23 protein-coding genes are annotated in these 23,544 nt (G+C 45.5%); 18 read left to right on the top strand and 5 right to left on the bottom strand.

The genetic code is table 11. From position 1 onward, the window contains the following. Nucleotides 1-10 precede the first annotated feature (10 nt). From ACHZCY_RS21925 to ACHZCY_RS22000, 16 genes are all read left to right on the top strand, one after another. Nucleotides 11-1,423 carry a phytoene desaturase family protein gene (locus ACHZCY_RS21925; protein WP_205221180.1) on the top strand — a complete coding sequence of 471 codons (1,413 nt, stop codon included), beginning with the start codon at nt 11-13 and terminating at the stop codon, nt 1,421-1,423. 59 nt (nt 1,424-1,482) lie between these two features. Continuing rightward, nucleotides 1,483-2,223, top strand: coding sequence for a 3-oxoacyl-ACP reductase FabG (gene fabG / locus ACHZCY_RS21930; protein ID WP_205221179.1), 741 nt, complete (start codon nt 1,483-1,485; stop codon nt 2,221-2,223). Further along, nucleotides 2,223-2,681 (top strand): 3-hydroxyacyl-ACP dehydratase FabZ, encoded by a 459-nt coding sequence (gene fabZ / locus ACHZCY_RS21935; protein ID WP_319550414.1) that lies wholly within the window; start codon nt 2,223-2,225, stop codon nt 2,679-2,681. The genes fabG and fabZ overlap by 1 nt, the downstream gene beginning before the upstream one ends. Beyond that, the gene (locus ACHZCY_RS21940; RefSeq protein ID WP_205221177.1) at nt 2,682-3,482 is read left to right on the top strand and encodes an enoyl-ACP reductase FabI; all 801 of its coding nucleotides are present in this window, start codon (nt 2,682-2,684) and stop codon (nt 3,480-3,482) included. 62 nt (nt 3,483-3,544) lie between these two features. Continuing rightward, nucleotides 3,545-3,769, top strand: a complete 225-nt coding sequence (locus tag ACHZCY_RS21945) for a YkvA family protein (protein WP_205221176.1) — start codon at nt 3,545-3,547, stop codon at nt 3,767-3,769. 42 nt (nt 3,770-3,811) lie between these two features. Next, nucleotides 3,812-4,846 carry a 3-oxoacyl-ACP synthase III gene (locus ACHZCY_RS21950; RefSeq protein WP_319550415.1) on the top strand — a complete coding sequence of 345 codons (1,035 nt, stop codon included), beginning with the start codon at nt 3,812-3,814 and terminating at the stop codon, nt 4,844-4,846. Between the two features lie 2 nt (nt 4,847-4,848). After that, on the top strand, nt 4,849-5,730 hold the full coding sequence (locus ACHZCY_RS21955) for an alpha/beta fold hydrolase (RefSeq protein ID WP_205221174.1): 882 nt from the start codon (nt 4,849-4,851) through the stop codon (nt 5,728-5,730). After that, nucleotides 5,717-7,357 carry a fatty acid CoA ligase family protein gene (locus ACHZCY_RS21960; protein WP_319550416.1) on the top strand — a complete coding sequence of 547 codons (1,641 nt, stop codon included), beginning with the start codon at nt 5,717-5,719 and terminating at the stop codon, nt 7,355-7,357. Before ACHZCY_RS21955 ends, ACHZCY_RS21960 begins: the two co-directional genes overlap by 14 nt. A gap of 56 nt (nt 7,358-7,413) precedes the next feature. Then, a complete protein-coding gene (locus tag ACHZCY_RS21965; RefSeq protein ID WP_319550417.1) occupies nt 7,414-8,412 on the top strand; it encodes an NAD-dependent epimerase/dehydratase family protein in 999 nt (332 codons plus the stop codon). A 224-nt stretch (nt 8,413-8,636) separates the two neighbouring features. Next, nucleotides 8,637-9,068, top strand: a complete 432-nt coding sequence (locus ACHZCY_RS21970; protein ID WP_205221171.1) for an ATP synthase F0 subunit B — start codon at nt 8,637-8,639, stop codon at nt 9,066-9,068. Further along, nucleotides 9,065-9,817, top strand: coding sequence for a F0F1 ATP synthase subunit B family protein (locus ACHZCY_RS21975; RefSeq protein WP_205221170.1), 753 nt, complete (start codon nt 9,065-9,067; stop codon nt 9,815-9,817). Before ACHZCY_RS21970 ends, ACHZCY_RS21975 begins: the two co-directional genes overlap by 4 nt. Beyond that, nucleotides 9,814-10,362, top strand: a complete 549-nt coding sequence (locus ACHZCY_RS21980) for a F0F1 ATP synthase subunit delta (protein ID WP_205221169.1) — start codon at nt 9,814-9,816, stop codon at nt 10,360-10,362. Before ACHZCY_RS21975 ends, ACHZCY_RS21980 begins: the two co-directional genes overlap by 4 nt. Nucleotides 10,363-10,366: 4 nt before the next feature. Next, nucleotides 10,367-11,890: a F0F1 ATP synthase subunit alpha gene (gene atpA, locus ACHZCY_RS21985; protein WP_205221168.1), complete on the top strand. Its 1,524-nt coding sequence runs from the start codon at nt 10,367-10,369 to the stop codon at nt 11,888-11,890. Between the two features lie 18 nt (nt 11,891-11,908). Continuing rightward, nucleotides 11,909-12,790, top strand: coding sequence for an ATP synthase F1 subunit gamma (gene atpG, locus ACHZCY_RS21990; RefSeq protein WP_205221167.1), 882 nt, complete (start codon nt 11,909-11,911; stop codon nt 12,788-12,790). Between the two features lie 45 nt (nt 12,791-12,835). Next, a complete protein-coding gene (gene atpD, locus ACHZCY_RS21995) occupies nt 12,836-14,257 on the top strand; it encodes a F0F1 ATP synthase subunit beta (protein ID WP_205221166.1) in 1,422 nt (473 codons plus the stop codon). A 30-nt stretch (nt 14,258-14,287) separates the two neighbouring features. After that, nucleotides 14,288-14,704 carry a F0F1 ATP synthase subunit epsilon gene (locus tag ACHZCY_RS22000; RefSeq protein WP_205221165.1) on the top strand — a complete coding sequence of 139 codons (417 nt, stop codon included), beginning with the start codon at nt 14,288-14,290 and terminating at the stop codon, nt 14,702-14,704. 480 nt (nt 14,705-15,184) lie between these two features. On the opposite strand, the gene ACHZCY_RS22005 is transcribed toward ACHZCY_RS22000, so the two are convergent. From ACHZCY_RS22005 to ACHZCY_RS22020, 4 genes are all read right to left on the bottom strand, one after another. After that, the gene (locus tag ACHZCY_RS22005) at nt 15,185-16,981 is read right to left on the bottom strand and encodes an N-acetylmuramoyl-L-alanine amidase (RefSeq protein ID WP_319550418.1); all 1,797 of its coding nucleotides are present in this window, start codon (nt 16,979-16,981) and stop codon (nt 15,185-15,187) included. A 465-nt stretch (nt 16,982-17,446) separates the two neighbouring features. Next, nucleotides 17,447-20,116, bottom strand: a complete 2,670-nt coding sequence (gene mutS, locus ACHZCY_RS22010; RefSeq protein ID WP_319550419.1) for a DNA mismatch repair protein MutS — start codon at nt 20,114-20,116, stop codon at nt 17,447-17,449. A 7-nt stretch (nt 20,117-20,123) separates the two neighbouring features. After that, nucleotides 20,124-20,591 (bottom strand): HIT family protein, encoded by a 468-nt coding sequence (locus ACHZCY_RS22015; RefSeq protein ID WP_319550420.1) that lies wholly within the window; start codon nt 20,589-20,591, stop codon nt 20,124-20,126. A gap of 23 nt (nt 20,592-20,614) precedes the next feature. Beyond that, nucleotides 20,615-21,112: a metallophosphoesterase family protein gene (locus ACHZCY_RS22020; RefSeq protein WP_319550421.1), complete on the bottom strand. Its 498-nt coding sequence runs from the start codon at nt 21,110-21,112 to the stop codon at nt 20,615-20,617. Between the two features lie 185 nt (nt 21,113-21,297). Between ACHZCY_RS22020 and efp the strand changes: the two genes are divergently transcribed. Both efp and epmA read left to right on the top strand, forming a co-directional pair. Continuing rightward, the gene (gene efp, locus ACHZCY_RS22025) at nt 21,298-21,861 is read left to right on the top strand and encodes an elongation factor P (RefSeq protein ID WP_205221160.1); all 564 of its coding nucleotides are present in this window, start codon (nt 21,298-21,300) and stop codon (nt 21,859-21,861) included. A 3-nt stretch (nt 21,862-21,864) separates the two neighbouring features. Continuing rightward, the gene (gene epmA, locus ACHZCY_RS22030; RefSeq protein WP_319550422.1) at nt 21,865-22,785 is read left to right on the top strand and encodes an EF-P lysine aminoacylase EpmA; all 921 of its coding nucleotides are present in this window, start codon (nt 21,865-21,867) and stop codon (nt 22,783-22,785) included. A 40-nt stretch (nt 22,786-22,825) separates the two neighbouring features. Here the strand turns inward: epmA and ACHZCY_RS22035 are convergent, their stop codons facing one another. Next, complete coding sequence (locus ACHZCY_RS22035; protein ID WP_319550423.1) at nt 22,826-23,491, bottom strand: metallophosphoesterase family protein; 666 nt, start codon at nt 23,489-23,491, stop codon at nt 22,826-22,828. Between the last annotated feature and the right edge of the window lie 53 nt (nt 23,492-23,544).

Consider the following 23,544-nt stretch of genomic DNA (forward strand, 5'->3'; position numbering starts at 1 on the left):
TTAAGGACATATGAAATACTCTTCTTTAGATACGCTTGAAAACCGCTATGACGTTATTGTCATTGGATCAGGACTTGGAGGGATGACATGCGCAAACAGGCTTGCCGATGCCGGGCACTCAGTGTTGCTGCTTGAACACCATATACAGCTTGGAGGTTTGGCGACCTGGTTTAAAAGGGGGGGGCATATTTTTGATGTGTCCCTGCACGGTTTTCCCTATGGAATGGTGAAAACCTGTAAAAAATACTGGGGCAAGGAGATTCGTGATCGTATTGTCCAGTTGCCAAAGATAGTGTTTGATAACCCTCAGTTTTCCCTGACCACCACTTTTAGTAAAGTCGATTTTATCCGTATTCTGCAAGAGAATTTTGGGGTCGCGGCTCAGACAGTTCATGATTTTTTTGCCACTGTTGACGGCATGAATTTTTACGATGACCAAACAATGACCACCAGAGAATTGTTTGACAAGTTTTTTCCTGGGCGAACTGATATCCACCGTCTGCTCATGGAGCCCATTTCCTATGCAAATGGGTCCACCATGGATGAACCAGCCATAACCTACGGTATTGTTTTTTCCAATTTCATGAACCGGGGGGTTTATACTTTTGAAGGTGGAACTGATACCCTTATCGGTCTGATGGCAAAAGAGTTGCAGCAAAACGGCGTCACCATCTGTACCGGTGCCAAGGTTGAAAAAGTTCTGGTCCATAAAGGTAAAACCTGCGGGGTTGCTGTCAACGGGAAACACATTGCTGCAACCGCTGTTGTATCCAACGCCGGCATTACCAATACCATTGACAATCTTGCAGGAAGAGAGAATTTTCCACCTGATTTCCTAACAGAGCATGATAAGGTTGAGGTAAATAATTCCAGTTGTCAGGTCTATTTTGGCATTCGTAAAGGAGAAACCATAGACGATATAGGTGATTTGTTGTTTACCTCCACAGCCAAAGAGTACTCAGCAGAAGAAATGCGGGCGATGGAGACCAGGAGCCGAACGTTTTCAGTCTACTATCCCAAAACCAGACCGGAAAAACCTGATTATACCATTGTCGCCTCCATGAATGCCGATTATGCAGATTGGGCTTATTTAGAATCAAACGAGTATCTGCAGGCCAAACAGGCAATGATCGAGAGGTGTCTTGTTGATTTGGAAAGGTATATTCCGGATGTAAGAAAGAAGATTGATACCGTGGAGTCTGCTACTCCCCGCACCTTTAATCGGTATACCTTGCATACCAGGGGGACCTCTTTTGGTACTAAATTTGAGGGGCTTGACATCTCCAGGGCGCTCCATAAGACGTTACCTGGTCTTTATCACGTCGGCTCTGTGGGTATTATTATGAGTGGTTGGTTGGGAGCCATTAACTATGGCGTGATTGCAGCTCATGATGTTGACGGCTATCTGCGTGAGCAAGGGTGAGGACGTTGTGGTCTGTAAAAACCACCCGAATGTTTATTTGAATATAACTGTGTAGGGCTATGGCTGATTTTAAGGGAAAGAAGGCTGTTGTGACAGGGGCAACCCGTGGCATTGGCAAAGCAATCACGCAGTCACTGCTCGCCGGTGGTGCGGATGTTGTTGGAGTATATGGTGCCAACAAAGAGGCAGCGGACCAGCTGCAACAGGAATGCAGTTCTTTTGAAGGCTGCCTGTCGCTTCAACAACTCGATGTGAGTGATTATGAAGCCGTTGCTGCTTTCTTTGCCGAGGTGGAAGAGCGCTACGATACCATGGATATCCTGGTGAATAATGCCGGGGTTCGGCGTGATGCTGTAGTTGCCATGATGAAGGAAGAGGATTGGCACCGTGTCATTGATGTCAATCTGACTGGTGGCTTTAATATGTCTAAGTGCGTACTGCCCCTGATGCTGAAGCAGAAGTATGGACGAATTGTTTTTATTACTTCACCCATGGGACATCTAGGGTTTGCAGGGCAAGCCAATTATGCTGCATCAAAGGCAGGGCAGGTTGGGTTGATGAAATCACTTTCAAAAGAAGTGGGTAAACGAAAAATTACGGTCAATTGTGTCTCTCCCGGCTTTATTGCCACTGATTTTATTCATGATTTGAATGAGAGTCAGGTGAAAGAATATAAAAAGATGGTGCCGCAACGTCGTTTTGGTACCCCTCAAGAGGTCGCTGATGCGGTTTTATTTTTGGCCGGTGACAATGCTTCGTATATAAATGGCGCTGTGCTTGAGGTTACCGGGGGGCTGTAATGGAACTAAATGATCAACACTATCTTTATTCCAGGATTCCTCACCGTCCTCCTTTTCTTTGGCTTGATGAAATTACTGAAATCAATGAAGAGGGGATTCGGGCAAAGAAGACAATTTCTGCAAATTTGGACATTTTTCAGGGGCATTATCCGGATTATCCGATTATGCCGGGAGTGCTGCTGTGCGAGGCAGTGTTTCAGGCCGGTGCCGTTTATATCAGCGAGTTGATGCATAAGCAGCAAAAAAATAGCGACTCAGAGCAAGTTGGCGGCATACCTGTGCTTACCAGGATTTTGAATGCCAGGTTCAAGCGCGAGGTTGGTCCTGGAGATACAATCGAAATAGCTGCTCACCTAACCGAAAGGATTGGATCAGCCTGGTTTCTGAAAGGAAATGTCAGAGTCCGTGGGCAAATTGCAGTGCAGGTTGAATTTGCCTGTGCACTCAAAGGGGATTAAGTGGATTTTTTAGGTGTAGCAGGTCGGAAAATTATTATATTTGGACTAGCCAATAAAAAATCTGTTGCCTGCAGCATCGGTCGGGTATTGGTCGAAGCCGGTGCTGAGGTGATCCATGTGGTGAGATCTGAACAGCGAGCAGAAACGGCGAAAAAGCTCTTTCCGGAAAGCAAGGTTTTTATTTGTGATGTCGAAAATGAAGCAAATATCATTGCGGTTCGGGATCAGATTGATCGCGCGGTTGATGGTCCTGTAGAGGGTATTGTCCATTCCATAGCATTTGCCAATTATTCTGAAGGACTCAAGCCCTTCCACGAGACACTCAAGAAAGATTTCCTCCAAGCCGTTGACATCAGCTGCTTTTCCTTTATTTCCATTGCAAATCATTTTCGCTCATTGCTTGCAAACCATGCTGCTCTGGTAACTATTTCCATCTCCACCACTCGAATGGCTGCTGAAAATTACGGCTACATGGCACCTGTGAAGGCTGCCTTGGAGTCCTCGATCTGTTTTCTGGCCAAGAGTTTTTCCGCTTTTTCTGAAGTCAGATTTAATGCTGTTTGTCCTGGTCTGCTGAAGACCTCCGCGTCTGCAGGTATTCCGGGGTATATTGACAGCTATCTTTTTGCTGAAAAGGCAACATTGCGTAAAAAGGCGCTCAGGACCGAAGAAGCAGCCAATGTTGCCGCCTTTTTGCTCTCTCCCCGGTCCTCGGGTATTAATGGGCAGTGTGTCGTGGTTGATGCTGGTATGGGGATGAATTATTTTGATGCCGAGATTGTGACCAAGGCCGCTCTTTAAAAAAAACGGGTAATGTGGGAAGGCCGGCACTATAAGCTACGCACATGCAGCTGCAGGAGAACATGATAAACAGAGTTGTGGAGATGATCAGAAATACGGGTGCTGTCTTTTTCTCCAAAGAAACACCGCTGTATGTGAAAATAATCCTTGGCAGCGGTTTGCTGTATGTTATCTCTCCCTATGACCTTATTCCTGAATGGGTGCCGGTTGTGGGTATCCTCGATGATGTTGCCCTTGCAGCCCTCTTGATAACGTGGGCCCAGCGCTTCAACACGCCCGAAGACTAAGAATTTAACGCTGCTTAATTACAATTTATCATTTTATAGATAATGCAATTTTCAAATGTTTGTCTGCACGATTTCGGATATGTGTTGCCTCCGGTCACTCTTACCTCTGATGACATAGAAGTACGCCTTGCACCTTTGTATGAACGGTTGAAGCTTCCCCATGGTCGATTGGAGCTAATGAGCGGTATTCAAAGCAGGCGGCTGTGGAATAAAGGTACCAGGCCGAGTGAAGGGGCTGCTCAGGCAGGAAACGTGGCATTGGAACGTGCCGGTGTGGACAGGGCAGATGTCGGTTGTCTTATTTTTACCTCTGTAAGCCGCGATATGATGGAACCGGCTACAGCGGCATTTGTCCATCGATCTTTGGAACTTCCAGGTTCCTGTCATATCTTTGATCTTTCCAATGCTTGCCTTGGGTTTCTTAACGGCATGATCATGTTGGCTAATATGATTGAACTCGGACAGGTGAAATCAGGGGTGATTGTTGCCGGAGAAACTGCTGAAGATCTGGTAGAATCGACAATGCGCCATATGCTTGAGGAACAGTCTCTTACCAGGAAAAGTGTGAAACCTTTGTTTGCCTCGCTTACCATCGGCTCTGGTGCGGTGGCCATTGTTATGTCGGATAAGCGCGTTTGCGACACAGGTCATTCTCTTATAGGAGGCAGCTGTAGAGCCAATACTGCCTATAACCATCTTTGCCAAGGTGGCCAGAACTCGGAGCAGGGCACCTTGATGTCTACTGATTCGGAAGAGCTGCTGCGGCAGGGGATTGAGACTGCTGCTGATTGCTGGCATGGATTTCAGCAGGAGCTTGGCTGGTCGGGTGAGGGCATCGATCGATTTTTTTGTCACCAAGTGGGGAAAGCCCATGCTCAGGCACTTTTTAAACGTCTTGAGCTGGATCCTCGTAAAAATTTTGAGACCTTACCTGTTCTCGGTAATGTTGGTTCCGTATCAGCACCTGTGACGATGGGGCTGGGGATCGAACAGGGACAGCTCGTAGCCGGTCAAAAAGCAGCCTTGCTTGGAATTGGTTCAGGGATTAATTCGCTGATGCTTGGCATAGAGTGGTAACCATGATGGACCAACTTGCAGAGTATCCATTTACTCCCCGACGATTCAAGGTAGATGGCGGGGAAATGGCCTACCTTGACGAAGGTCAAGGGCCTGTGGTTGTGTGTGTGCACGGCAATCCTTCCTGGTCGTATCTTTACCGAAATGTGGTTGCTCAACTAGCCGGTCAATTCCGTTTAATCGTTCCAGACCACCTGGGGTGCGGTTTTTCTGATAAGCCTGTCGAGTATGACTATTCTCTGTGCAATCATATTGCCAATCTTGAAGCCCTGCTAGCTCATCTAGAAATTAAGCAGTGCACGCTGGTCGTCCACGATTGGGGTGGCGCTATTGGTATGGGCTGGGCTGGGAGAAATCCTGAGATTGTCAAGAGGATCGTGATATTGAATACAGCTGCTTTTAGATCAAAACGGATACCTTTTCGGATTGCTGTCTGCCGCTGGCCGATTATCGGTGATTTTCTGGTCAGGGGACTGAATGGTTTTGCCCGGGCCGCTCTTTTTATGGCTGTTACCAAAAAGATGCGCAAGGATATCGCTGCCGGTTTTGTAGCGCCCTATGATAATTGGAAAAACAGGGTTGCTATCCTGAGGTTTGTTCAGGATATACCATTGACAGCTGATCACCCTTCCTGGGAGTGTCTGGTTGAAGTTGAACGTTCCCTTGAAAAATTACAGCAGCATCCTATGCTGATATGCTGGGGTGGAAAGGACTTTTGTTTTACCCGTCATTTTTATGATGAATGGCTGACTCGTTTTCCTGCTGCCGAGGGGCATTATTTTCCAGAGGCGGGCCACTACGTACTGGAAGATGCATTGTCCGATATTTTACCCCTAATCAAAGGATTTCTGGAACAACAAGATAACGGCCATGATAGATTATAATATCGGCAATGTTCTTGAACAGGTTGCACTGAAAATGCAATACAAGAGAGGGCTTGTCGCGCCGCGTAAGGGTGGATGGCAGTCTTGGTCATTTCAGGAACTCGCAGCCATCACCAATTATTTTGTTGGAGAACTCCATGAGCTTGGAATAAAGAAAGGAGATCGAGTTATGCTGATGGTCCGACCATCGGTTGAGTTTATCTGTCTGACTTTCTCCCTGTTCCAACTTGGGGCTGTAGTTATTTTGATTGATCCCGGGATGGGATACAAAAATTTGTTGCGCTGCATTGGTGCTGTAATGCCGGATATTTTGATCGGTATTCCCACAGCAATTTATTTCAGTGCCATCTTTCGAAAACCGTTTGTTTCCCTCCGCACCAGGGTTTGTGTAGGTCCTTCTTTGTTGTGGCGTGGGGCCTGTTTGGAGAGGATTGAAGACTCTATACCTCAATCCGAAAGATCCGGTGTTCCTCATTTCAAAGCAGGCGTAGATGATCTGGCAGCTATTATTTTCACTACCGGATCCACCGGGCCTCCAAAAGGCGTCCAGTATACCCATGGCATTTTTCATGCGCAGTTGGAACTGATCAGGGATTATTTTGGCATAGGAGCGGGAGATGTTGATCAACCTGGATTTCCGCTTTTCGGCCTTTTTTCGATTGCGTTGGGGGCGACCGCTGTTATTCCGGATATGGATCCGACCCGCCCTGCAAAGGTTGATCCTCGAAAGTTCGTCAGCTCAATTGTAGAGCATGGAGTTACCTATTCGTTTGGTTCTCCTGCCATCTGGAATGTGGTTAGTCGATATTGCCTGGAAAACGATGTTAAGCTACCTGTCGAAAAGATTCTCATGGCTGGTGCTCCGGTTCCGGGAACGCTCATCAAGAGCCTGCAGCAGCTTATGGGTGATAACGCTGAGATATTTACACCCTATGGTGCAACCGAAAGCCTCCCCATTGCAGCAATAGAAGGGCATGAAGTGACCGGTGAAACATGGGAACAGACTCGCCACGGACGAGGGACCTGCGTCGGCAGGCCTTTGCCGGGGATTACGATTAAAGTAATCACTCCTTGCGATGAGCCTGTATCTGAGTGGGGAAAAACAATAGAATTACCCCTTGGAGAGATTGGCGAAATTGTCGTCAAAGGAGCTGTGGTAACTAGAGCTTATGACAGCAATACCCATGAAAATGTGCATGCTAAAATTAAGGATGGGAAAACGTTTTGGCATCGTATGGGGGATATGGGCTACTTTGACGAACAGGGGCGATTGTGGTTTTGTGGCCGCAAAGCGCATCGGGTTTTTACGGATTCAGAGACTTTATATACCATCCCCTGCGAGGCAATTTTTAACGAACACCCAGCTGTATTTCGTTCTGCTCTGGTGGGCGTGGGAAAAATTGGCAAACAAAGACCTGTATTAATAGTTGAGCTAAAACAAAAAAGCCGCAACCACGGCATGCTGTTTCAACAACTAAAAGGCTTGGCTGCTGCAAATACCTTGACGCAAGGGATAGAGACCTTCCTTGTTCATCCTGGGTTTCCTGTGGATATACGGCACAATGCCAAGATTTTCCGTGAGCAGCTGGCCCTTTGGGCCAAACGTAAAGTAGGCTGTTATGATTGATGAAAATCAGTGATCTGGTCAGGTCATAGGTTTAATAACGTGTTTGTGCAAAGACTATGAAAAATATACTGGTAACCGGCGGTGGAGGGTTTATCGGCCAGGCCATTGTACGGAAATTGATAAGTAAGGGCTTGCAGGTCAATGTAGTTGGGCGGAATTGCTATCCCCATTTGATGGAAATAGGGGTGCGATGTCATCAGGGAGATATTCGTGATTTAGATTTTCTACAATCTGTTTTTAAAGGTGTGGACACAGTCTTTCATGTTGCTGCAAAGGCTGGAATATGGGGCGCAGAAGAGGAATATTTTGCTATAAATACCCAGGGGACCCAAAATGTAATTGCCGCCTGCAAGGATGCATCCGTCCCTGTTTTGGTGTATACCTCGACTCCATCGGTTGTGTTTGATCGTGCGCCTCTAAAAGGGGCGGACGAACGGCTACCATATGCCTCCCGTCCACTATGCCACTATGCTGCAAGTAAAATCGAGGCCGAAAAAATAGTCCTTGCTGCAAATGGAAAAGGATTGGGTACTACTGCTATCAGGCCGCATCTTGTCTGGGGGCCTGGTGATCAGCATCTTATTCCCCGATTACTTGAGCGAGGCAGACAAGGAGAGCTGAAAGTAGTCGGCAAGGGTGATAATGTTGTGGATATTAGCTATATCGATAATGTGGTCCATGCACACATTCTTGCTGCAGAAAATTTACACGCCGGTGGTTCAGCTGGTGGACAGGCATTTTTCATTGGGCAAGAACAGCCAGTGCTTCTTTGGGAATGGATAAATAGCCTGTATGCAAGGCTAGACATTGAGCAGATACATAAAAAAGTTCCATTTTTTGTTGCTTACCTGGCCGGGGGGGCCCTTGAAGGAATTTTTGGCTTGGCGAGATGCACAACTGAGCCGAAGATGACACGTTTTCTTGCCCACCAATTGGCGCATTCTCACTGGTTTAATCATGAGAAGGCTGAACGTATACTTGGTTACAAGGAACAGGTGAGTACAGCAGAAGGGATTGAGGAATTGGTGTCGTGGTTACGTCGCGAGGCTGTGTAATAATGACTCATCAAGGGCTGTGCTTGGGTAATAATACCCCTCTGAAGTCATCTGTTTTCCGTGTTTGTTGTCGAGTGGCAAGCAGAACTGAAAAAACATATAAGTTTTATTTAAAATGAATTGACAGTAACAGGATTTTTAAGTAGAAATCCTGTCGTAATATGAACCGCCATTCACTTTCAGAGTTATGGCCTGTTTTCTTCTTGAGATGAGGAGTAGTTGGTATGATTTCAATTGATATTACTATGGTAATACATATCATCAACATGATTGTGTTGATGCTGGTGCTCAATGCAATTCTGTACAAGCCGGTGCTTGGTATCCTTGAAAAAAGGAAGCAAAAAGTGGATTCCATGCATGATCAGGTCGCTCAGCTGGAGCAACGGGCAAGAAACCGCCAGCTTGATTTGGACAGGAAAATGCGCGAAGGCAGCGGCAAGGCGAAAAAAGCACTTGATGCCGCACGTGCTAGCGCGCAGGCTGCCGGCGCCGAGAAACTGGCTGCTATTCGTCAGGAATCAGATGGCGAAAAAGAGAAACAAATGGCGGAAATACGCACACAGGTTGAAGCAGCAAGGAAAGACCTGCAGGCGAAAACAGAAGGTTTTGCTAGAGATATGGCCGGAAAGATACTTGGGAGGAGCTTGGAAGCATGAAATCTCGTATTGTCGGAATTATTGTACCTACTCTGTTGCTGTTGCTATTTTCAGGAGCGGCAACAATTGTCTTGGCTTCAGCGTCGAGCCACGACGAGAGTGGAAAAACTGCTGTTCATGCTGAAGCTGCTGCAGCGAATACCCATGGTGAAGCGACTGGCCACACATCAATAGAAACTGTTGCCCCTCAGGCTGGCGCCCATGCAGTTGCTGCCGATGCGCATGCAGAAACAGGTGGGCATGGAGAAGTCGGCGGCTCACTCGCTCCTGCGAAGCTGAAAGACCTCTTTTGGAGGACAGTCAACTTTATCGCGCTGGTGATCCTCCTTGTTAAATTTCTTGCCAAGCCCATTGCTACCGGGCTCTCTGGTCGTCAAAAGCAGATCAAAGAAGAACTGCAGGAGCTGGAAGCAAAGCGTGATGATGCCCAGGCAGAGTTCAAGGCGTTTGAGACGCGACTTGCAGGCATGGAAGAAGAAATGGACCGTGTTGTCGAAAAGGCCATATCCCAAGCTGAGAATGAAAAGAAAAGGATTCTTGCTGAGGCTGAACAAGCAGCTGACGATATTAAACGTCAGGCTGAGGCTTCCATTCAAGGCGAACTGGAGGATGCAAAGCGGATGTTACGTGACGAGGTTGCAGAGCAGGCAGCTGCAATGGCCGAGGAGTTAATCGTTTCCAATCTCACCCCCGCAGATCAGGTGACGATAACAGAACAGTTCCTTGAAAGAGTGGGTACGGTACAGTGAGAAATACGATTCTAGCACGCCGTTATGCAAAGGCGCTTTTTTCTTTGGGTAAAGAGCAGGGAAAAATTGAAGAATACAGTGAACTGCTCGCTGCTGTCGCAGCATTGTACGATGACAAGGCCGTTGGTGTAAGGGATGCGTTGACAAATCCTTTATATCCTCTTGATGTACGGCAAAAAGTGATGGCACAAATTGGCAAAAATGCAAAGGCAGATGCAATAATGTCTGGTTTTCTTAATTTGTTAATTGAGAAAAAAAGAGCAGATATTTTGCCGGATATTGCCTGCGAAATACAAGTCATGGTGGATATGGATCAGAATATCAGTCATGGTTCTGTCGTGTCTGCCGTAGAACTGGATAGCAAACTGCAGAAAAGTATCCAGGCTACTTTAGAAAAAATTACAGGAAATAAGGTTATACTTCAGACCGAGGTCGATCCGACGATAATCGGTGGCATCATCGCAAAGGTTGGTGATTTGGTACTGGACGGAAGTATAAAGACACAACTTAATGGATTAAAAGAATCTATCAAGGGGAGAGATTAGTCAAATGCAGATCAAAGCCGAAGAAATCAGCCAGATTATTAAGGACCAAATCGCTGGCTACGAGAGTGATGTCGACCTGAAGGAAACCGGAACGGTACTTTCGGTGGGTGACGGTATTGCACGTGTCTATGGCGTAGAAAATTGTCAGGCCATGGAGCTACTCGAGTTTCCGGGGAATATTTTCGGACTTGCGCTGAACCTTGAAGAAGACAACGTCGGTTGTGCCGTTCTTGGTGACGTTCGTGAGATTAAAGAAGGCGATATCGTTAAGCGAACCGGACGTATTGCTGAGGTTCCTGTCGGCCCTGAAATGGAAGGCCGTGTTGTTGATGGTATTGGCCAGCCTATTGATGGTAAAGGACCCATTGATGCGAAAAACTTCAGTAAGATGGAAGTTCTCGCCCCTGGTGTTATCGCACGAAAAGGTGTGCATGAGCCTTGTTATACTGGTGCAAAGGCTGTTGATGCTATGACTCCGGTTGGTAAAGGACAGCGTGAACTCGTTATTGGTGACCGTCAGATTGGTAAAACCGCTCTCTGTGTCGACGCGATTATCGCCCAGAAAGAAACTGATGTGCATTGTATTTACGTTGCTATCGGCCAGAAGAAATCAACGGTAGCTTTGGTTGTTGAAGCGTTGAGAAAACATGGTGCCATGGAGTACACAACCGTTGTTGCTGCCTGTGCTTCCGATCCTGCACCTATGCAGTATGTATCTGCGTTTGCCGGTTGTGCGATGGGCGAATATTTTCGTGATAATGGGCAACATGCATTGATCATCTATGATGATCTTTCCAAGCAGGCGGTATCTTATCGTGAACTGTCACTGCTGCTTCGTCGTCCTCCTGGACGTGAGGCCTTTCCTGGAGATATTTTCTTTAACCACTCCAGACTGCTTGAGCGTGCTGCTAAGGTGAGTGATGAGCTTGGTGCAGGTTCTCTTACTGCTTTGCCAATCATCGAAACCCAGGCTGGTGACGTTTCTGCGTTTATTCCTACCAACGTTATCTCTATTACTGATGGCCAGGTATATCTTGAGCCTAGCCTGTTCTTTGCTGGTGTCCGTCCCGCAATTAACGTAGGTTTGTCCGTATCTCGTGTTGGTGGCTCTGCCCAGGTAAAAGCAATGAAACAGGTTGCAGGTACCTTGCGACTTGACCTTGCGCAGTATCGTGAGCTTGCAGCCTTTGCCGGTTTTGGATCCGATCTTGATGCTGCAACCCAGGCGCAGCTCACTCGTGGTGAAAGACTGGTTGAAATTCTCAAGCAGCCCCAATACCAACCACTGTCAATGGAAAAGCAGGTTACCATTATTTTCGCTGGTACCAAGGGCTTTCTTGATTCCTTTCCAGTAGACACACTTGCTGACTATGAGCAGGAAATGTATGGGTACATCGAAGCTAACGAACCTTCAATTTTTCAAGAACTTAAAGAGAAAGAAGCAATTTCAGGTGAGCTTGAAGAAAAAATGAAGAAAACACTGACGTCCTTTGGCGAGACCTTTAAGGCCACAAAGGGCCTGAATTAATCATAAGGACAGAGTCTTATGCCTGGATTAAAGGATGTCAAAGACAAGATTACCGGTGTAAAGAAGACTGCGCAGATCACCAAGGCCATGAACATGGTTGCTTCTGCAAAGTTGAGAGGTGCACAGGATAAGATGGAGTCTTTCAGACCCTATGCAGAAAAGTTCGCTGGAACAATGAGTGAACTCTCAGCTGGAATGGAAGATGCAAACCTCCCACTCATGGAAATACGGGATGTTAAAACTGTAGAGATTGTCATTGTTACCTCTGACCGTGGTTTATGCGGTAGTTTTAACAGCAACATAGTTAAAGTCGTAGAAAAGCTTGTTAAACAGTATGAAAGCGAAGGTAAGACTGTAAGCATCGTTACCGTAGGTAAAAAAGGTGCACAGGCTTTCAAAAAATCAGGCAAATTGAGAAAATCCTATGATGATATCATGGGTACTTTCCAAATTTTTAACGCTCGCGAGATTTCTCAAGATATTACCGAGACATTCTTAATTGGAGAGAGTGATCAGGTTGATATAGTGTACGGAAAGTTTCATTCCGTAGCTGTTCAGAAACCTGAACGCGAACAGTTGCTGCCTATTAAACCTGTAGAAAACGATGCCGAATCTGCTCAAGAGCAGAATGGCGCGACCGGATCATATATCTATGAGCCTGATCCAAATGAAATTATGGAAGTATTACTTCCACTTTATTTAAATGTGCAGGTTTATCACGCCATGCTTGAAGTTGGAGCAAGCGAACATGCTGCTCGAATGACAGCAATGGACAATGCTACCAATGCATGTAAGGATATGATAGACGAACTTACGCAATTGTATAATAAAGCTCGTCAGGCGGCTGTTACAGGCGAGTTGATGGATATTGTCGGTGGTGCTGCGGCACTTAAAGGCTAACGCTCTACCGTAGAGTATTTTATAAGATTGAGGAGGCCATTTCAGATGGGTGAGTCACGAGTTGGTAAAATTATACAGGTCATTGGTCCTGTTGTTGATGTCGAGTTTGAACCGGGTGATTTGCCCGAAATCATGAACGCGTTGTTTATCTCTAATCCTGCTATCAGCGACGTCGCTGACAATCTTGTTTGTGAGGTTGCACAGCACTTGGGAGATAATGTTGTTCGTACAGTTGCAATGGACCAGACAGATGGCCTTGTTCGCGGTATGGAAGTACGTGACACTGGAGAGCCTATCAGTATCCCTGTTGGCGAATCCGCTCTTGGTCGTATTATGAATGTTGTCGGTCGCCCTGTTGATGGTATGGGAGATATTAGCTCCGAAAAGACCATGCCTATCCACAGACCTGCACCGCTATTCACCGAACAGGATACAGAAGTCAATGTACTTGAGACGGGTATTAAAGTAATCGATCTGCTTGTTCCTTTTCCACGTGGTGGTAAGATGGGACTGTTCGGCGGTGCCGGTTGTGGTAAAACTGTTATCATGATGGAGATGGTTAACAACATCGCCATGCAGCATGGTGGTATTTCTGTTTTCTGCGGTGTTGGTGAGCGTACTCGTGAAGGGAATGACCTTTACAATGAGATGAAGGAATCCGGCGTATTACCTAAAGCAGCATTGGTATACGGGCAGATGACTGAACCTCCTGGAGCACGTATGCGTGTTGCCTTGACAGGTTTGACAGCTGCTGAATATTTCCGTGATGAAGAAGGACAGGATGTACTCTTCTTTGTAGATAATATTTTCCGATTTACTCAAGCTGGTTCAGAGGTTTCCGCACTTTTGGGTCGTACACCGTCTGCTGTTGGTTACCAGCCTACACTTGCAACTGATCTTGGTGCTTTGCAGGAACGTATTACCTCTACCACCAAGGGGTCCATTACCGCGGTACAGTGTGTATACGTACCTGCCGATGACTTGACTGACCCTGCTCCTGCAACCACCTTTGCTCACCTTGACGGAACGGTTGTTCTTTCCCGTCAAATTTCTGAGCTTGGTATCTATCCTGCGGTTGACCCACTTGACTCAACTAGTCGTATTCTTGATCCTAACGTAGTTGGTGAAGAGCATTATGCTACTGCACGTGGTGTGCAGGTTGCCCTTCAGAAGTACAAGGAACTGCAGGATATTATCGCTATCCTTGGTATGGACGAACTTTCTGAGGAAGATCAACTTACTGTTACTCGTGCTCGTAAGGTACAGCGTTTCCTTTCTCAGCCTTTCCATGTGGCGGAAGTCTTCACCGGCTTCCCGGGCAAGTATGTTAAGGTTGAAGACACAGTCCGTAGCTTTAAAGAAATCCTCGATGGTAAGCATGATGAGCTGCCTGAGGGTGCCTTTTACATGGTTGGTAGCATCGAAGAAGCAGTAGAAAAAGCTGCATCTCAGAAAGCTGAAGCATAAGGCTTAGCGAGCTGAACAGAGGACTCTCTTATGGCACAGATTCATCTTGAAGTAGTAACACCAACCGGACCTGTGATCAGTGACGATGTTGATATCGTCACTGCTCCTGGTGTGGGTGGTGAGTTTGGCGTCCTGGCTAACCATGCTCCTTTTCTGAGTACTATTAAGACCGGTACTCTCAGCTTTACAAAGGATAAGCAGGTAAAGTACCTCATGGTCAGTGGCGGATTTTCTGAGGTCTCGAATAATAAAATCACCTTCCTTGTTGAAAGTGCTGAGTTCGGTAAAGACATTGATGTTAATCGGGCAATGCTTGCAAAGGAAAGGGCTGAAAAGCGACTCGCTCAGGCGCAACAGGCTGCTGAGAAAATAAATCGAGTCCGTGCAGAGGCGGCTTTACAAAGGGCTATGGCCAGATTAAAAGCTGCTGAAAAGGCACGTAGCTAGATTGTATATACATTTGTCACACAAAAAAAGGGCTGCCTGTTAAGGTAGCCCTTTTTTTGTGTGCTTCTCAGGACATGGAAAGAATGGGTCGTTGCAGAATTTGGCTTAATGGATTGTTATTACAGGCCGGAATGGCGTTTGGTAAGCATTATTAATGGTAAGAGGTGTTTTTTTATCTGACTGTTGTGAGTGACTGTATTTATTTACAGGGCATCTTAAAACAGCAGCATTCATTACATCCACTTACTCTTTGGAAAGGGCAACTGCTTGAACAGGGGACAGATATCAGCTCATTTTGATTGTACACAAATTTACAATTTGTTCACTCATTAGATCAGGAGTGGTCTTCTTGGTATGCGCGAGAAGGCTATCTGTATGTACCGTCTTTGTTTCTGGTAAATGCACAACCAGAAGCAAAAGTATGTATCGGGTAGTCAGTAAGAATTAAGTAGTCCTTCTAGTGCGGATTCTTTGAAAAAATTACAACTGTAGGGCGGCTGTTGTATGATGATCTATGTAGGAGACGACACCGGTTGCGATTTGTTGAGCTACTTTGTTCTGGAAATCGGTACTATTAAGTAATTTTGCCTCATTTGGATTAGATAAAAAAGCAATCTCTGCAAGTACTGCAGGCATTTCCGCGCCTATAAGAACATAAAAAGGTGCCTGTTTTACCCCAAGATCACGCGTTGGATATTTGGCATTGAGACCAGAAATTAAGTTGGAGTGGACGTATTCTGCGAGCCGTGAAGATTCATTGATTTTAGAGTTTTGCATTAAACTCGAGAGAATATCCTGCATTTCGCCGATATTATGAGTTGAGGTAGCATTTTCAAGAGCAGCCACTCGCATTGCCTCGGCATTTGTTGCCAGATTAAGAAAGTAGGTCTCTGTACCGCTTATGCTCATGTCTTGGTGGGCATTGACATGTATGGATATGAAGAGATCCGCTTTTAGAGTATTGGCAATCGCTGTTCGTTCCTCAAGGGGAATATAGACGTCCTTGGTACGGGTAAGTGAGACATCATATCCGTAGGTGGCTTCCAGTACATTGGCAAGTCTTTTGGATATTGCCAACACAATATTTTTTTCTTTAAGTCCATGGGCAATGGCCCCAGGATCTTTTCCGCCATGGCCAGGGTCAATCACTATTTTTCGCACCCCAAGTCCAAGTTGCTGTGCTAACGAGTACTTTTTAGGAGGCAAGGGAAGAGTTGATGCCGCCTTGTCTGAAGGTTTCCTTTTTTTATAGTCTTGAAGACTAATAAAAGGATGGGAACTTTCTGTTTTTGCTTTTCCCTGTTTTCTTTTTTCGGAAGTTGTCAATGCAGGAACAGACTTTTGTTTAAATGCCGTGATTGTTGTCTGGGAAGAATGTGTTTTTTTCTTGTTGCCATGTACGTCTATAACCACTCTGAACGGATCACTGAGACTAAATATTTTATAGTCTGATATAGACTCAATATCGAGAACCACCCTTACTGTGGAGTCGCTAAATTGTCCTGTTCGAATTTGTTTAAGGAGACCGTCTTCAATGGGTACTGGTGAACGATATTTGGGTGGAATATAGCTAGGGCTGAAATCGATATATAATCTTCTGGGTTGCCCTGTTGTTTCTTCAAGGAGCTCTGACGAGTAATGAACAGGTGCTGAGGCCCGGATGACGATGCGGGTATATTCATCCGATGACCAGTATTTTACGGGAAGTACGTTGACTAACTTGTTGTTTTTTTTATTAGTCTTCAGATGGTTAGAGATTTGAATCTTTCCATTCTCCTGGAGCTTTTCCAACCTGTTTAACGCCTGTGAGTATTTGTCGCCTTTGGGAAAATGCTGCACTATTTTAAGGTATTGCTCTGCCGCAAGAGTGTCTTTTTTTTTGTCGTTGAGATAAATTTCAGCAGCATTAAATATGGCGTCATCTGCTAGCGATTTCCCTGGGAATATGGTGGCCACATCATTGAAATACCCAAGGGAATCTTCCAGGTCTATGGACAGGTGAAAGCGCTGAAACATTTTGTATTGCATCCTACCCATCATATACAGTGAAGAAGGTGCCAACGGTCCTTTTGTATGTTCGAGATAAATTTTTCTAAATTTACGCACACCTTTGAGCCAGTTTTTTCGATCCTGCCCTAGCTCTTGTTCTCTTTCCAGCTGATAGTAAAAATCCTTTGCTGCTTTGTAATCTTTTTCAATAAGAGTTTGTTGCCTGTTAGCCTTGTTCGTGGAATCCATTCCATAAGCAATGGTACCATGAAAAAGCATCAATGCCATTGTCGCTGCTACAGTTAAAAAGATAATGTGTGTGTAGCACACAAAATTGAGAGCTTTAAACTGCCTGGTCATCATTTTAGATATGTTTTTCTTTGGTAAGGAAAGAACGTAGATTCCCTTGCCATTAGTTTTTTTGGACCAACAGGCAAAATTGTATTTGAAGGGTCCGGAAATTGTCTAGAATGTCGAAAGTCAATTTGAGTAATAAGTATTAAATCTAGCCCAAATTTCTCATGAGCATTTTGTTAATTTTATATCTGATAGGTTGTAAATAGCATCAATCTGAAACCACTAATTTTTTCTAAAAATGACAAAATGCTCATGAGAAATTCGAGCTAGGCTAAATATACAGTATTTAAATGAAGCAGTAAAAGAATTTGTACTTTTTCTGGTTACTACCCTTTCTCTATTGGCCGTTAACGTGGTTTTGTTTTTTTAGCAACCGGCAAGAAAGAGCCTTAAACTCTAACTTTCACTCGGAAGAAGTTCTTTCATTTCATAGAGTAAGTCAAGGGCTTGCCGTGGGCTGAGGCTGTCTGGATTTGTTTTGGTGAGTAAGGTCAGTAAAGGACTTTGCGCCTTAGGAAAAAGCTGAAGTTGTGCTGGTTGTTGTTTTTTTTGTAACACCTGTTTACCCGGATTCTGATTAATCTTTCCTTGGTGGTGCATCTCTCCACGTTCTATTTCCGCAAGTATGGCATAAGCGCGTTGGGTTACTTTTTCAGGAACGCCGGCGAGTGATGCTACCTGTATTCCGTAGCTCCTGTTGGTTGCACCTTTTACCAGTTTATGGAGGAAAATGATGGTATCATTCCACTCGCGGACGGCAATAGAATAGTTTTGTACACGCTGGTGAGATGAAGCGAGATCTGTTAGTTCATGATAATGGGTAGCAAAGAGTGTCTTTATACCTGAATTATCTTTATTGACCAGTGCTTCAGCAACGGCCCATGCAATAGCTAGTCCGTCATAAGTGGAAGTCCCTCTGCCGATTTCATCAAGAATCACCAAGCTGTTTTTGGTGGCATTATTAAGGATGTTTGCTGTTTCGTTCATTTCGACCATAAAAGTCGATTGTCCCCGGCGAAGATCATCCATAGCGCCAACCCTTGTGAAAATACGGTCAACAATGCAAATGCTTGCTGAACGGGCCGGGACAAAGCTGCCGGCATGGGTCATCAGCGTTATAAGGGCGGTCTGCCTGAGTACCGTTGATTTTCCGGCCATATTGGGACCGGTAATAATAATAAGTTGTTGTTGGTCGTTAAGCTCTACATCATTGGGTACAAAACGGCCTGCTTCCAGTGCTCGTTCAATAACAGGATGTCTGCCTTCCTCGATATATATTTGTTGGGCATCGTTTATCGATGGTTTACGGTATCGATATTTAACCGCCGCTGTAGAAAGGCTGAACAGAAAGTCTATTCTGGCCACTTGATAGGCGACATCGAGAATCTTTTTACTTTGATCTGCTATGGATTGCCTGATATTTGAAAACAGCTGGTATTCAAGCTCAAGTCTTTTTTCTTGGGCTGTGGCAATAGAATTTTCAAGTTCTTTCAGTTCAGGCGTGATGAAGCGTTCTGCATTGACAAGAGTTTGTTTACGGATAAAGTTATCCGGCACTGTTCCCGCCTGGCTTCGGGTTATCTCAAAAAAATAACCGAAGACTTTGTTGTAACCAACTTTCAATTTAGAAATACCGCTTCTTTCTCTTTCCTGTGCTTCAAGGTTGAGGATGAGTTGTTTATCATCTCGTAAGAGGATAAGCAGCTCATCCAGGTCGGCATTATAACCTTCTTTAATAAGTCGCCCTTCTCGAAGACTTATGGGAGCATCATCGCGAATGCTACTGTCAATGAGATCGTGTAGCTCGGCAAGTTCGTCCAACTGGCTGTGAATGTTGTTGAAGAGGAGGGAGGAGCAGGTTTGAATTGATTGTCGTAGCAGGGGTAATTGAGCTAGGGAAATTTTTAATGCAGCCATATCCCTGGCATTGCCTTGGCCAAGGACCAGCCGGCTGCAGAGACGTTCCAGGTCATAGACTGAGGAAAGACACTGTTGCAGGTTTTTTCTTGAATCCGGCGATTCAATAAGTTCTTCAACTGCATCAAGTCGGCGTTCAATAGAGGCTTTATCCTGCAGTGGAAAAAGGAGGCGTTTTCTGAGCAGTCTCGCCCCCATCGGTGTAGCTGTAAAGTCCAGGACTGCCAGCAGGGAACCTTCACGTTTACCGCCAACAATGGTTTCTGTAAGTTCCAGGTTGCGGCGGGAGGAGTCGTCAATGGTTAAGAAGCCGGATTGGTTGAGCGGTTTGATTTGCTGAATGTGATTAAGCGCAGATTTTTGGGTGTCTTGGATGTAGTTAAGGAGAGCTCCGGCAGCGCAGATACCATATGAGAAGTTTTCACATCCAAAGCCTGCAAGGTTGGTGGTGTGAAAATGATCGAGTAAAGTTGTCTGGGCAGTATCTTTTATAAAGTGGAAGTCAGGACGAAGAGTCATGCAGATATCACCGAGGGCCTCTCCAACCACTTTGGCAAGAGCTTGCTGGAGTTCACTTTCTTTTTCATTGAGGAGTAACTCCGCCGGGCTAATGCGGGTCATGATGTCGATAAGTTCCGTTGCATCATCAGCATTGAAAGGAAGTTCTGTGACAAGGAATTCGCCTGTGGAAGCATCAAGAAAGCTCAGGCCGACGATGTGTTTTCCTCCCTGTTTCTTTGGGGTGGTTAAGGCGCAGACATAGCAATTTGTTTTTTCATCAAGAATTTGTTCATCTGTTGTGACACCAGGTGAAACAACACGGACCACTTCTCTTTTAACAATCCCCTTGGTTTGTTTCGGGTCTTCAACCTGTTCGCAGATAGCTACTCGGTGTCCCGATTTTATCATTTTGCCGAGATAACCTGTCAGGGCATGAAAAGGAATACCGCACATAGGTACTTTGTTGGCTTCGTCTTTATGGCTTCTTGAGGTAAGGGTAATACCAAGAATCTTGGAAGCTGTGACTGCATCGTCAAAGAACATTTCATAAAAATCACCCATCCTGTAAAAAAGGATGGCGTCATCGTATGCTTCTTTAATTTCCAGGTATTGGCGGAGCATTGGGGTGATTTTTACGTTGGTGGTCATGATGGTGTTAAACCTGCTTTTTCAAGAAATGGGGAAGAAGTGTGTCAAAGGTGTTGTCAATATGTTGAGGAATGGTCCGGATCTCAGCACAGACGGTCATAAAATTATGATCACCATCCCAGCGGGGAACGATATGAAAGTGAAGATGATCAGCAATGCCTGCACCTGCAGTTTGGCCTAGATTAAGTCCGACATTCAGGCCGTCAGGAGCAAAGGTAGCTCTGAGAATGGTGCAGCATTGAGTAACCATGTGCATCAACTTTCCCTGTTCCTGTAGACTGAGTTCTGGTAGATCGGCAAGGTGGCGGATGGGGGCGACAAGTAGATGGCCGTTGGCGTAGGGGAAGCGATTGAGGAGGACAACCGTCCACTGGTCTCGGTAAAGAAGCAAGCTGTGTTTGTCGTGGGTAGCAGTGCCAGGTGGATCAAAGATACATCCTTGGGTCTTGGGCGTTTTACCCAAAACATGTTCCATCCGCCATGGTGTCCAAAGGGTTTTCATAGGCTTGGAGGAATTTCAAGAATTGTTCCCACCAAGGTTTCTCCAGCCTCAAGAATGGCATAGGTCCCTGGTGCCCCATAACGGCTCGTCGCCTGAAAACTACCTGGATTGATGATGAGTACCTGGCCGATTTTGTGGTAGGCAGGCCTATGGGTGTGGCCATAAATCATACAGTCTACTTCGGGAAAGAGGTCCCACAAGTGTTCTTCTATGTCATATCCAAGCCTGGCACCATGGGTGAGCCCGATGGTGAAGTTCCCGAAAGAAAAGGTGGTGGCTTCAGGCAACTGCCTGTGCAGTTTGGCGCTGCACATGTTGCCATGCACCGCATACACTGATTTATTCCCAAATGCTTCCAGTATAGTCGGTTCTGTTATGTCGCCTGCATGGATGATAATATCACAGTCGTGAAAACAATGCCTGATTTGCCTTTTAAAACGGCTGTCAGGACGGATTAGATGGGTATCAGAAAGTACCCCAGCTCGAAGAGTCATAGTGTGCCGTGTAAGATATTCATTTGTCGTGTCGGGGTAAATGTATTAAAGATAGCCCGTGAAAACAAGATAAGAGGGAAAAGAAACTGTATTTTATACAGGGTACCGATAAGGTATCAGGGATATAATATGCATAGTTTTTTTTTCGTACCGAACAATTAATAATGAATAAAAGGATAATAACAATGTATTCAGCCTCGGATTTGCGTAAAGGACTGAAGATTCAGATTGATGGTGAGCCCTATATTATTACAGATTTTCAATTTTCTAAACCGGGAAAGGGGCAGGCACTTTACCGCACTAAAATGCGCAACATGATAAGCGGTAATCAATTTTCCAATACCTATCGCTCCAATGATAAGTTTGAGAAGCCTGACCTGGAAGAACGGACAATGCAGTTCCTTTATGCTCAGGATGGCGAGTACCATTTCATGGACACCACTTCTTATGAACAGATATTTTTATCTGAAGAACAACTGGGCGATAATCTTAATTACTTGGTTGATAACATGGAAGTCCAGGTTCTTTTTTTTGGAGAACGGCCCATTGATGTAAGTTTACCGACCTTTGTCAACTTGGAAGTAACCGTTGCTGATCCTTGGGTAAAAGGTGATACTTCTGGAACCGACACAAAGCCCGTCACCGTGGAGACAGGTTTTCAACTACAGGTGCCTCCCTTTGTCGAGCAGGGTGATAAAATTCAGATAGACACCCGAACCGGAACCTATATGACCAGAGTCAAGGAATAATGCATGTCTTCTCCACATAGCCTGCGCCAGCGCTCGATGCTGCTGCAGGCTATTCGATCTTTTTTTTTCAATCGCGATTATATAGAAGTCGATACTCCCATCCGTCTGCCTGTCCTTCTTCCTGAGGCCCATATTCAACCGTTTACAAGTGATGGTTGGTTTTTGCAAACTTCCCCGGAGCTTTGCATGAAAATGTTGCTGGCCGGTGGTTGTGAACAGATTTTTCAGCTTTGTCACTGTTTTCGTAAGGAGGAGAGTGGGTGTTACCATCAAACCGAGTTTACCATGCTCGAATGGTATCATCGTGGGTGGGATTACACCGATTTAATGTCGGAATGTGAAGATCTGTTCAACATTCTAGCCAGCAGGGTATCTGGGTTGAATGGACTTAACGTCAAAGGAGACATCGTTTATAAAGGGAGGACCATATCTCTTGGAAAACCATGGAGCCGGTTATCGCTACGGGACGCTTTTGTACATTTTGCTGACATCACTGCAGATGAGGCCATTGCAAAAGACCGGTTTGAAGAAATTTTGGTTGAAGAGATTGAACCACACCTCGGCTGGGAGCGACCAGTCTTTTTGTATGATTACCCTGTTCAGTTAGCCTCGTTGGCTAAAGTAAAAGATGACAGCCCGGACCTGGCAGAACGATTTGAGTTGTACATAGGCGGGCTCGAATTAGCCAACGGATTCTCAGAGTTGGTAGACGCGGCTGTTCAACGAGAGCGTTTTGTTCAAGAAATGGGAGCGATTCGGCAACTAGACCGAGATGTGCGAATGCCGGAGCAGTTTCTTCAAGCACTGGAGAGGCTAGGTGATACAGCCGGCATTGCCTTGGGAGTTGATCGCGTGATGATGTTGTTACTGGGAAAAGAAAAGTTGACTGAAATTTTACCGATCGATGTCCGAATTATGCAATAGCCACATTGTTTTTTCTTTATCTATCATATACCATAAGACACTAAGGAGCGATATAGGGTTTGTTCAGTTCTCCAGGAACACTGATATACTCCATGTCTGGAAGAATAAGTGCTGTGAGTTGTCCACCATAAACCGCCCCGGTATCTATCCCTATTTTATCCTTTGCAATATAAGGACGCGGGAACACTGTGTGGCCAAAGATAATCGGCTTGCCAAGCTGGAAAGAAGAGTTAAGAAATTTTTCTCTGGCCCATAAACACCACTGAGGACTCTGAAGACTGAGATGGCACTCAGGCTCCAGCCCGGCGTGGACATAAATGGCGTGCTGGTTTTCAAAGAATAATGGGAGTTCACGGAAAAAATGGGTATGTGCAGCTGGGATTGATGCTAGAGCTGCAGAAGCTTCGGGCGGGATGCCATAGCTGGTAAGTGTCTCTTTCCCACCAACCCGTAAAAAAAGACTACTCTCCTTACCATCAAAATATTGCTGGAACATGAAATCGTGATTGCCTTTTAAGGTAATGAGTCGTGGATGATCTGCTTGCAGGGCCAGCAGCCTTTCAACTACACCGTATGAGTCTGGCCCACGATCCACGTAATCGCCAAGAAATATTAAGGTGTCTGCATTGGGGAGGACTAAGTCCAGTAGGTTGTTGAGTGAGTCAAGACAACCATGTATGTCGCCGATAACTACAGTACGCTCCATGCCAGTCCGATTTTTTGAAGAATGGTAATTGTTGTAAAGGGAATTTTTTCATA

Origin of the sequence: Desulfogranum marinum (assembly GCF_963675105.2) — a bacterium.
GTDB classification, from domain to species: Bacteria; Desulfobacterota; Desulfobulbia; order Desulfobulbales; family Desulfobulbaceae; genus Desulfogranum; species Desulfogranum marinum.

Coding starts and splice junctions, on each gene's coding strand:
- ACHZCY_RS21925 (WP_205221180.1), top strand. CDS start 11: ATGAAATACTCTTCTTTAGATACGCTTGAAAACCGCTATGACGTTATT.
- fabG (WP_205221179.1), top strand. CDS start 1,483: ATGGCTGATTTTAAGGGAAAGAAGGCTGTTGTGACAGGGGCAACCCGT.
- fabZ (WP_319550414.1), top strand. CDS start 2,223: ATGGAACTAAATGATCAACACTATCTTTATTCCAGGATTCCTCACCGT.
- ACHZCY_RS21945 (WP_205221176.1), top strand. CDS start 3,545: ATGATAAACAGAGTTGTGGAGATGATCAGAAATACGGGTGCTGTCTTT.
- ACHZCY_RS21950 (WP_319550415.1), top strand. CDS start 3,812: ATGCAATTTTCAAATGTTTGTCTGCACGATTTCGGATATGTGTTGCCT.
- ACHZCY_RS21955 (WP_205221174.1), top strand. CDS start 4,849: ATGATGGACCAACTTGCAGAGTATCCATTTACTCCCCGACGATTCAAG.
- ACHZCY_RS21960 (WP_319550416.1), top strand. CDS start 5,717: ATGATAGATTATAATATCGGCAATGTTCTTGAACAGGTTGCACTGAAA.
- ACHZCY_RS21965 (WP_319550417.1), top strand. CDS start 7,414: ATGAAAAATATACTGGTAACCGGCGGTGGAGGGTTTATCGGCCAGGCC.
- ACHZCY_RS21970 (WP_205221171.1), top strand. CDS start 8,637: ATGATTTCAATTGATATTACTATGGTAATACATATCATCAACATGATT.
- ACHZCY_RS21975 (WP_205221170.1), top strand. CDS start 9,065: ATGAAATCTCGTATTGTCGGAATTATTGTACCTACTCTGTTGCTGTTG.
- atpA (WP_205221168.1), top strand. CDS start 10,367: ATGCAGATCAAAGCCGAAGAAATCAGCCAGATTATTAAGGACCAAATC.
- atpG (WP_205221167.1), top strand. CDS start 11,909: ATGCCTGGATTAAAGGATGTCAAAGACAAGATTACCGGTGTAAAGAAG.
- atpD (WP_205221166.1), top strand. CDS start 12,836: ATGGGTGAGTCACGAGTTGGTAAAATTATACAGGTCATTGGTCCTGTT.
- ACHZCY_RS22000 (WP_205221165.1), top strand. CDS start 14,288: ATGGCACAGATTCATCTTGAAGTAGTAACACCAACCGGACCTGTGATC.
- ACHZCY_RS22005 (WP_319550418.1), bottom strand. CDS start 16,981: ATGGCATTGATGCTTTTTCATGGTACCATTGCTTATGGAATGGATTCC.
- mutS (WP_319550419.1), bottom strand. CDS start 20,116: ATGACCACCAACGTAAAAATCACCCCAATGCTCCGCCAATACCTGGAA.
- ACHZCY_RS22015 (WP_319550420.1), bottom strand. CDS start 20,591: ATGGAACATGTTTTGGGTAAAACGCCCAAGACCCAAGGATGTATCTTT.
- ACHZCY_RS22020 (WP_319550421.1), bottom strand. CDS start 21,112: ATGACTCTTCGAGCTGGGGTACTTTCTGATACCCATCTAATCCGTCCT.
- efp (WP_205221160.1), top strand. CDS start 21,298: ATGTATTCAGCCTCGGATTTGCGTAAAGGACTGAAGATTCAGATTGAT.
- epmA (WP_319550422.1), top strand. CDS start 21,865: ATGTCTTCTCCACATAGCCTGCGCCAGCGCTCGATGCTGCTGCAGGCT.
- ACHZCY_RS22035 (WP_319550423.1), bottom strand. CDS start 23,491: ATGGAGCGTACTGTAGTTATCGGCGACATACATGGTTGTCTTGACTCA.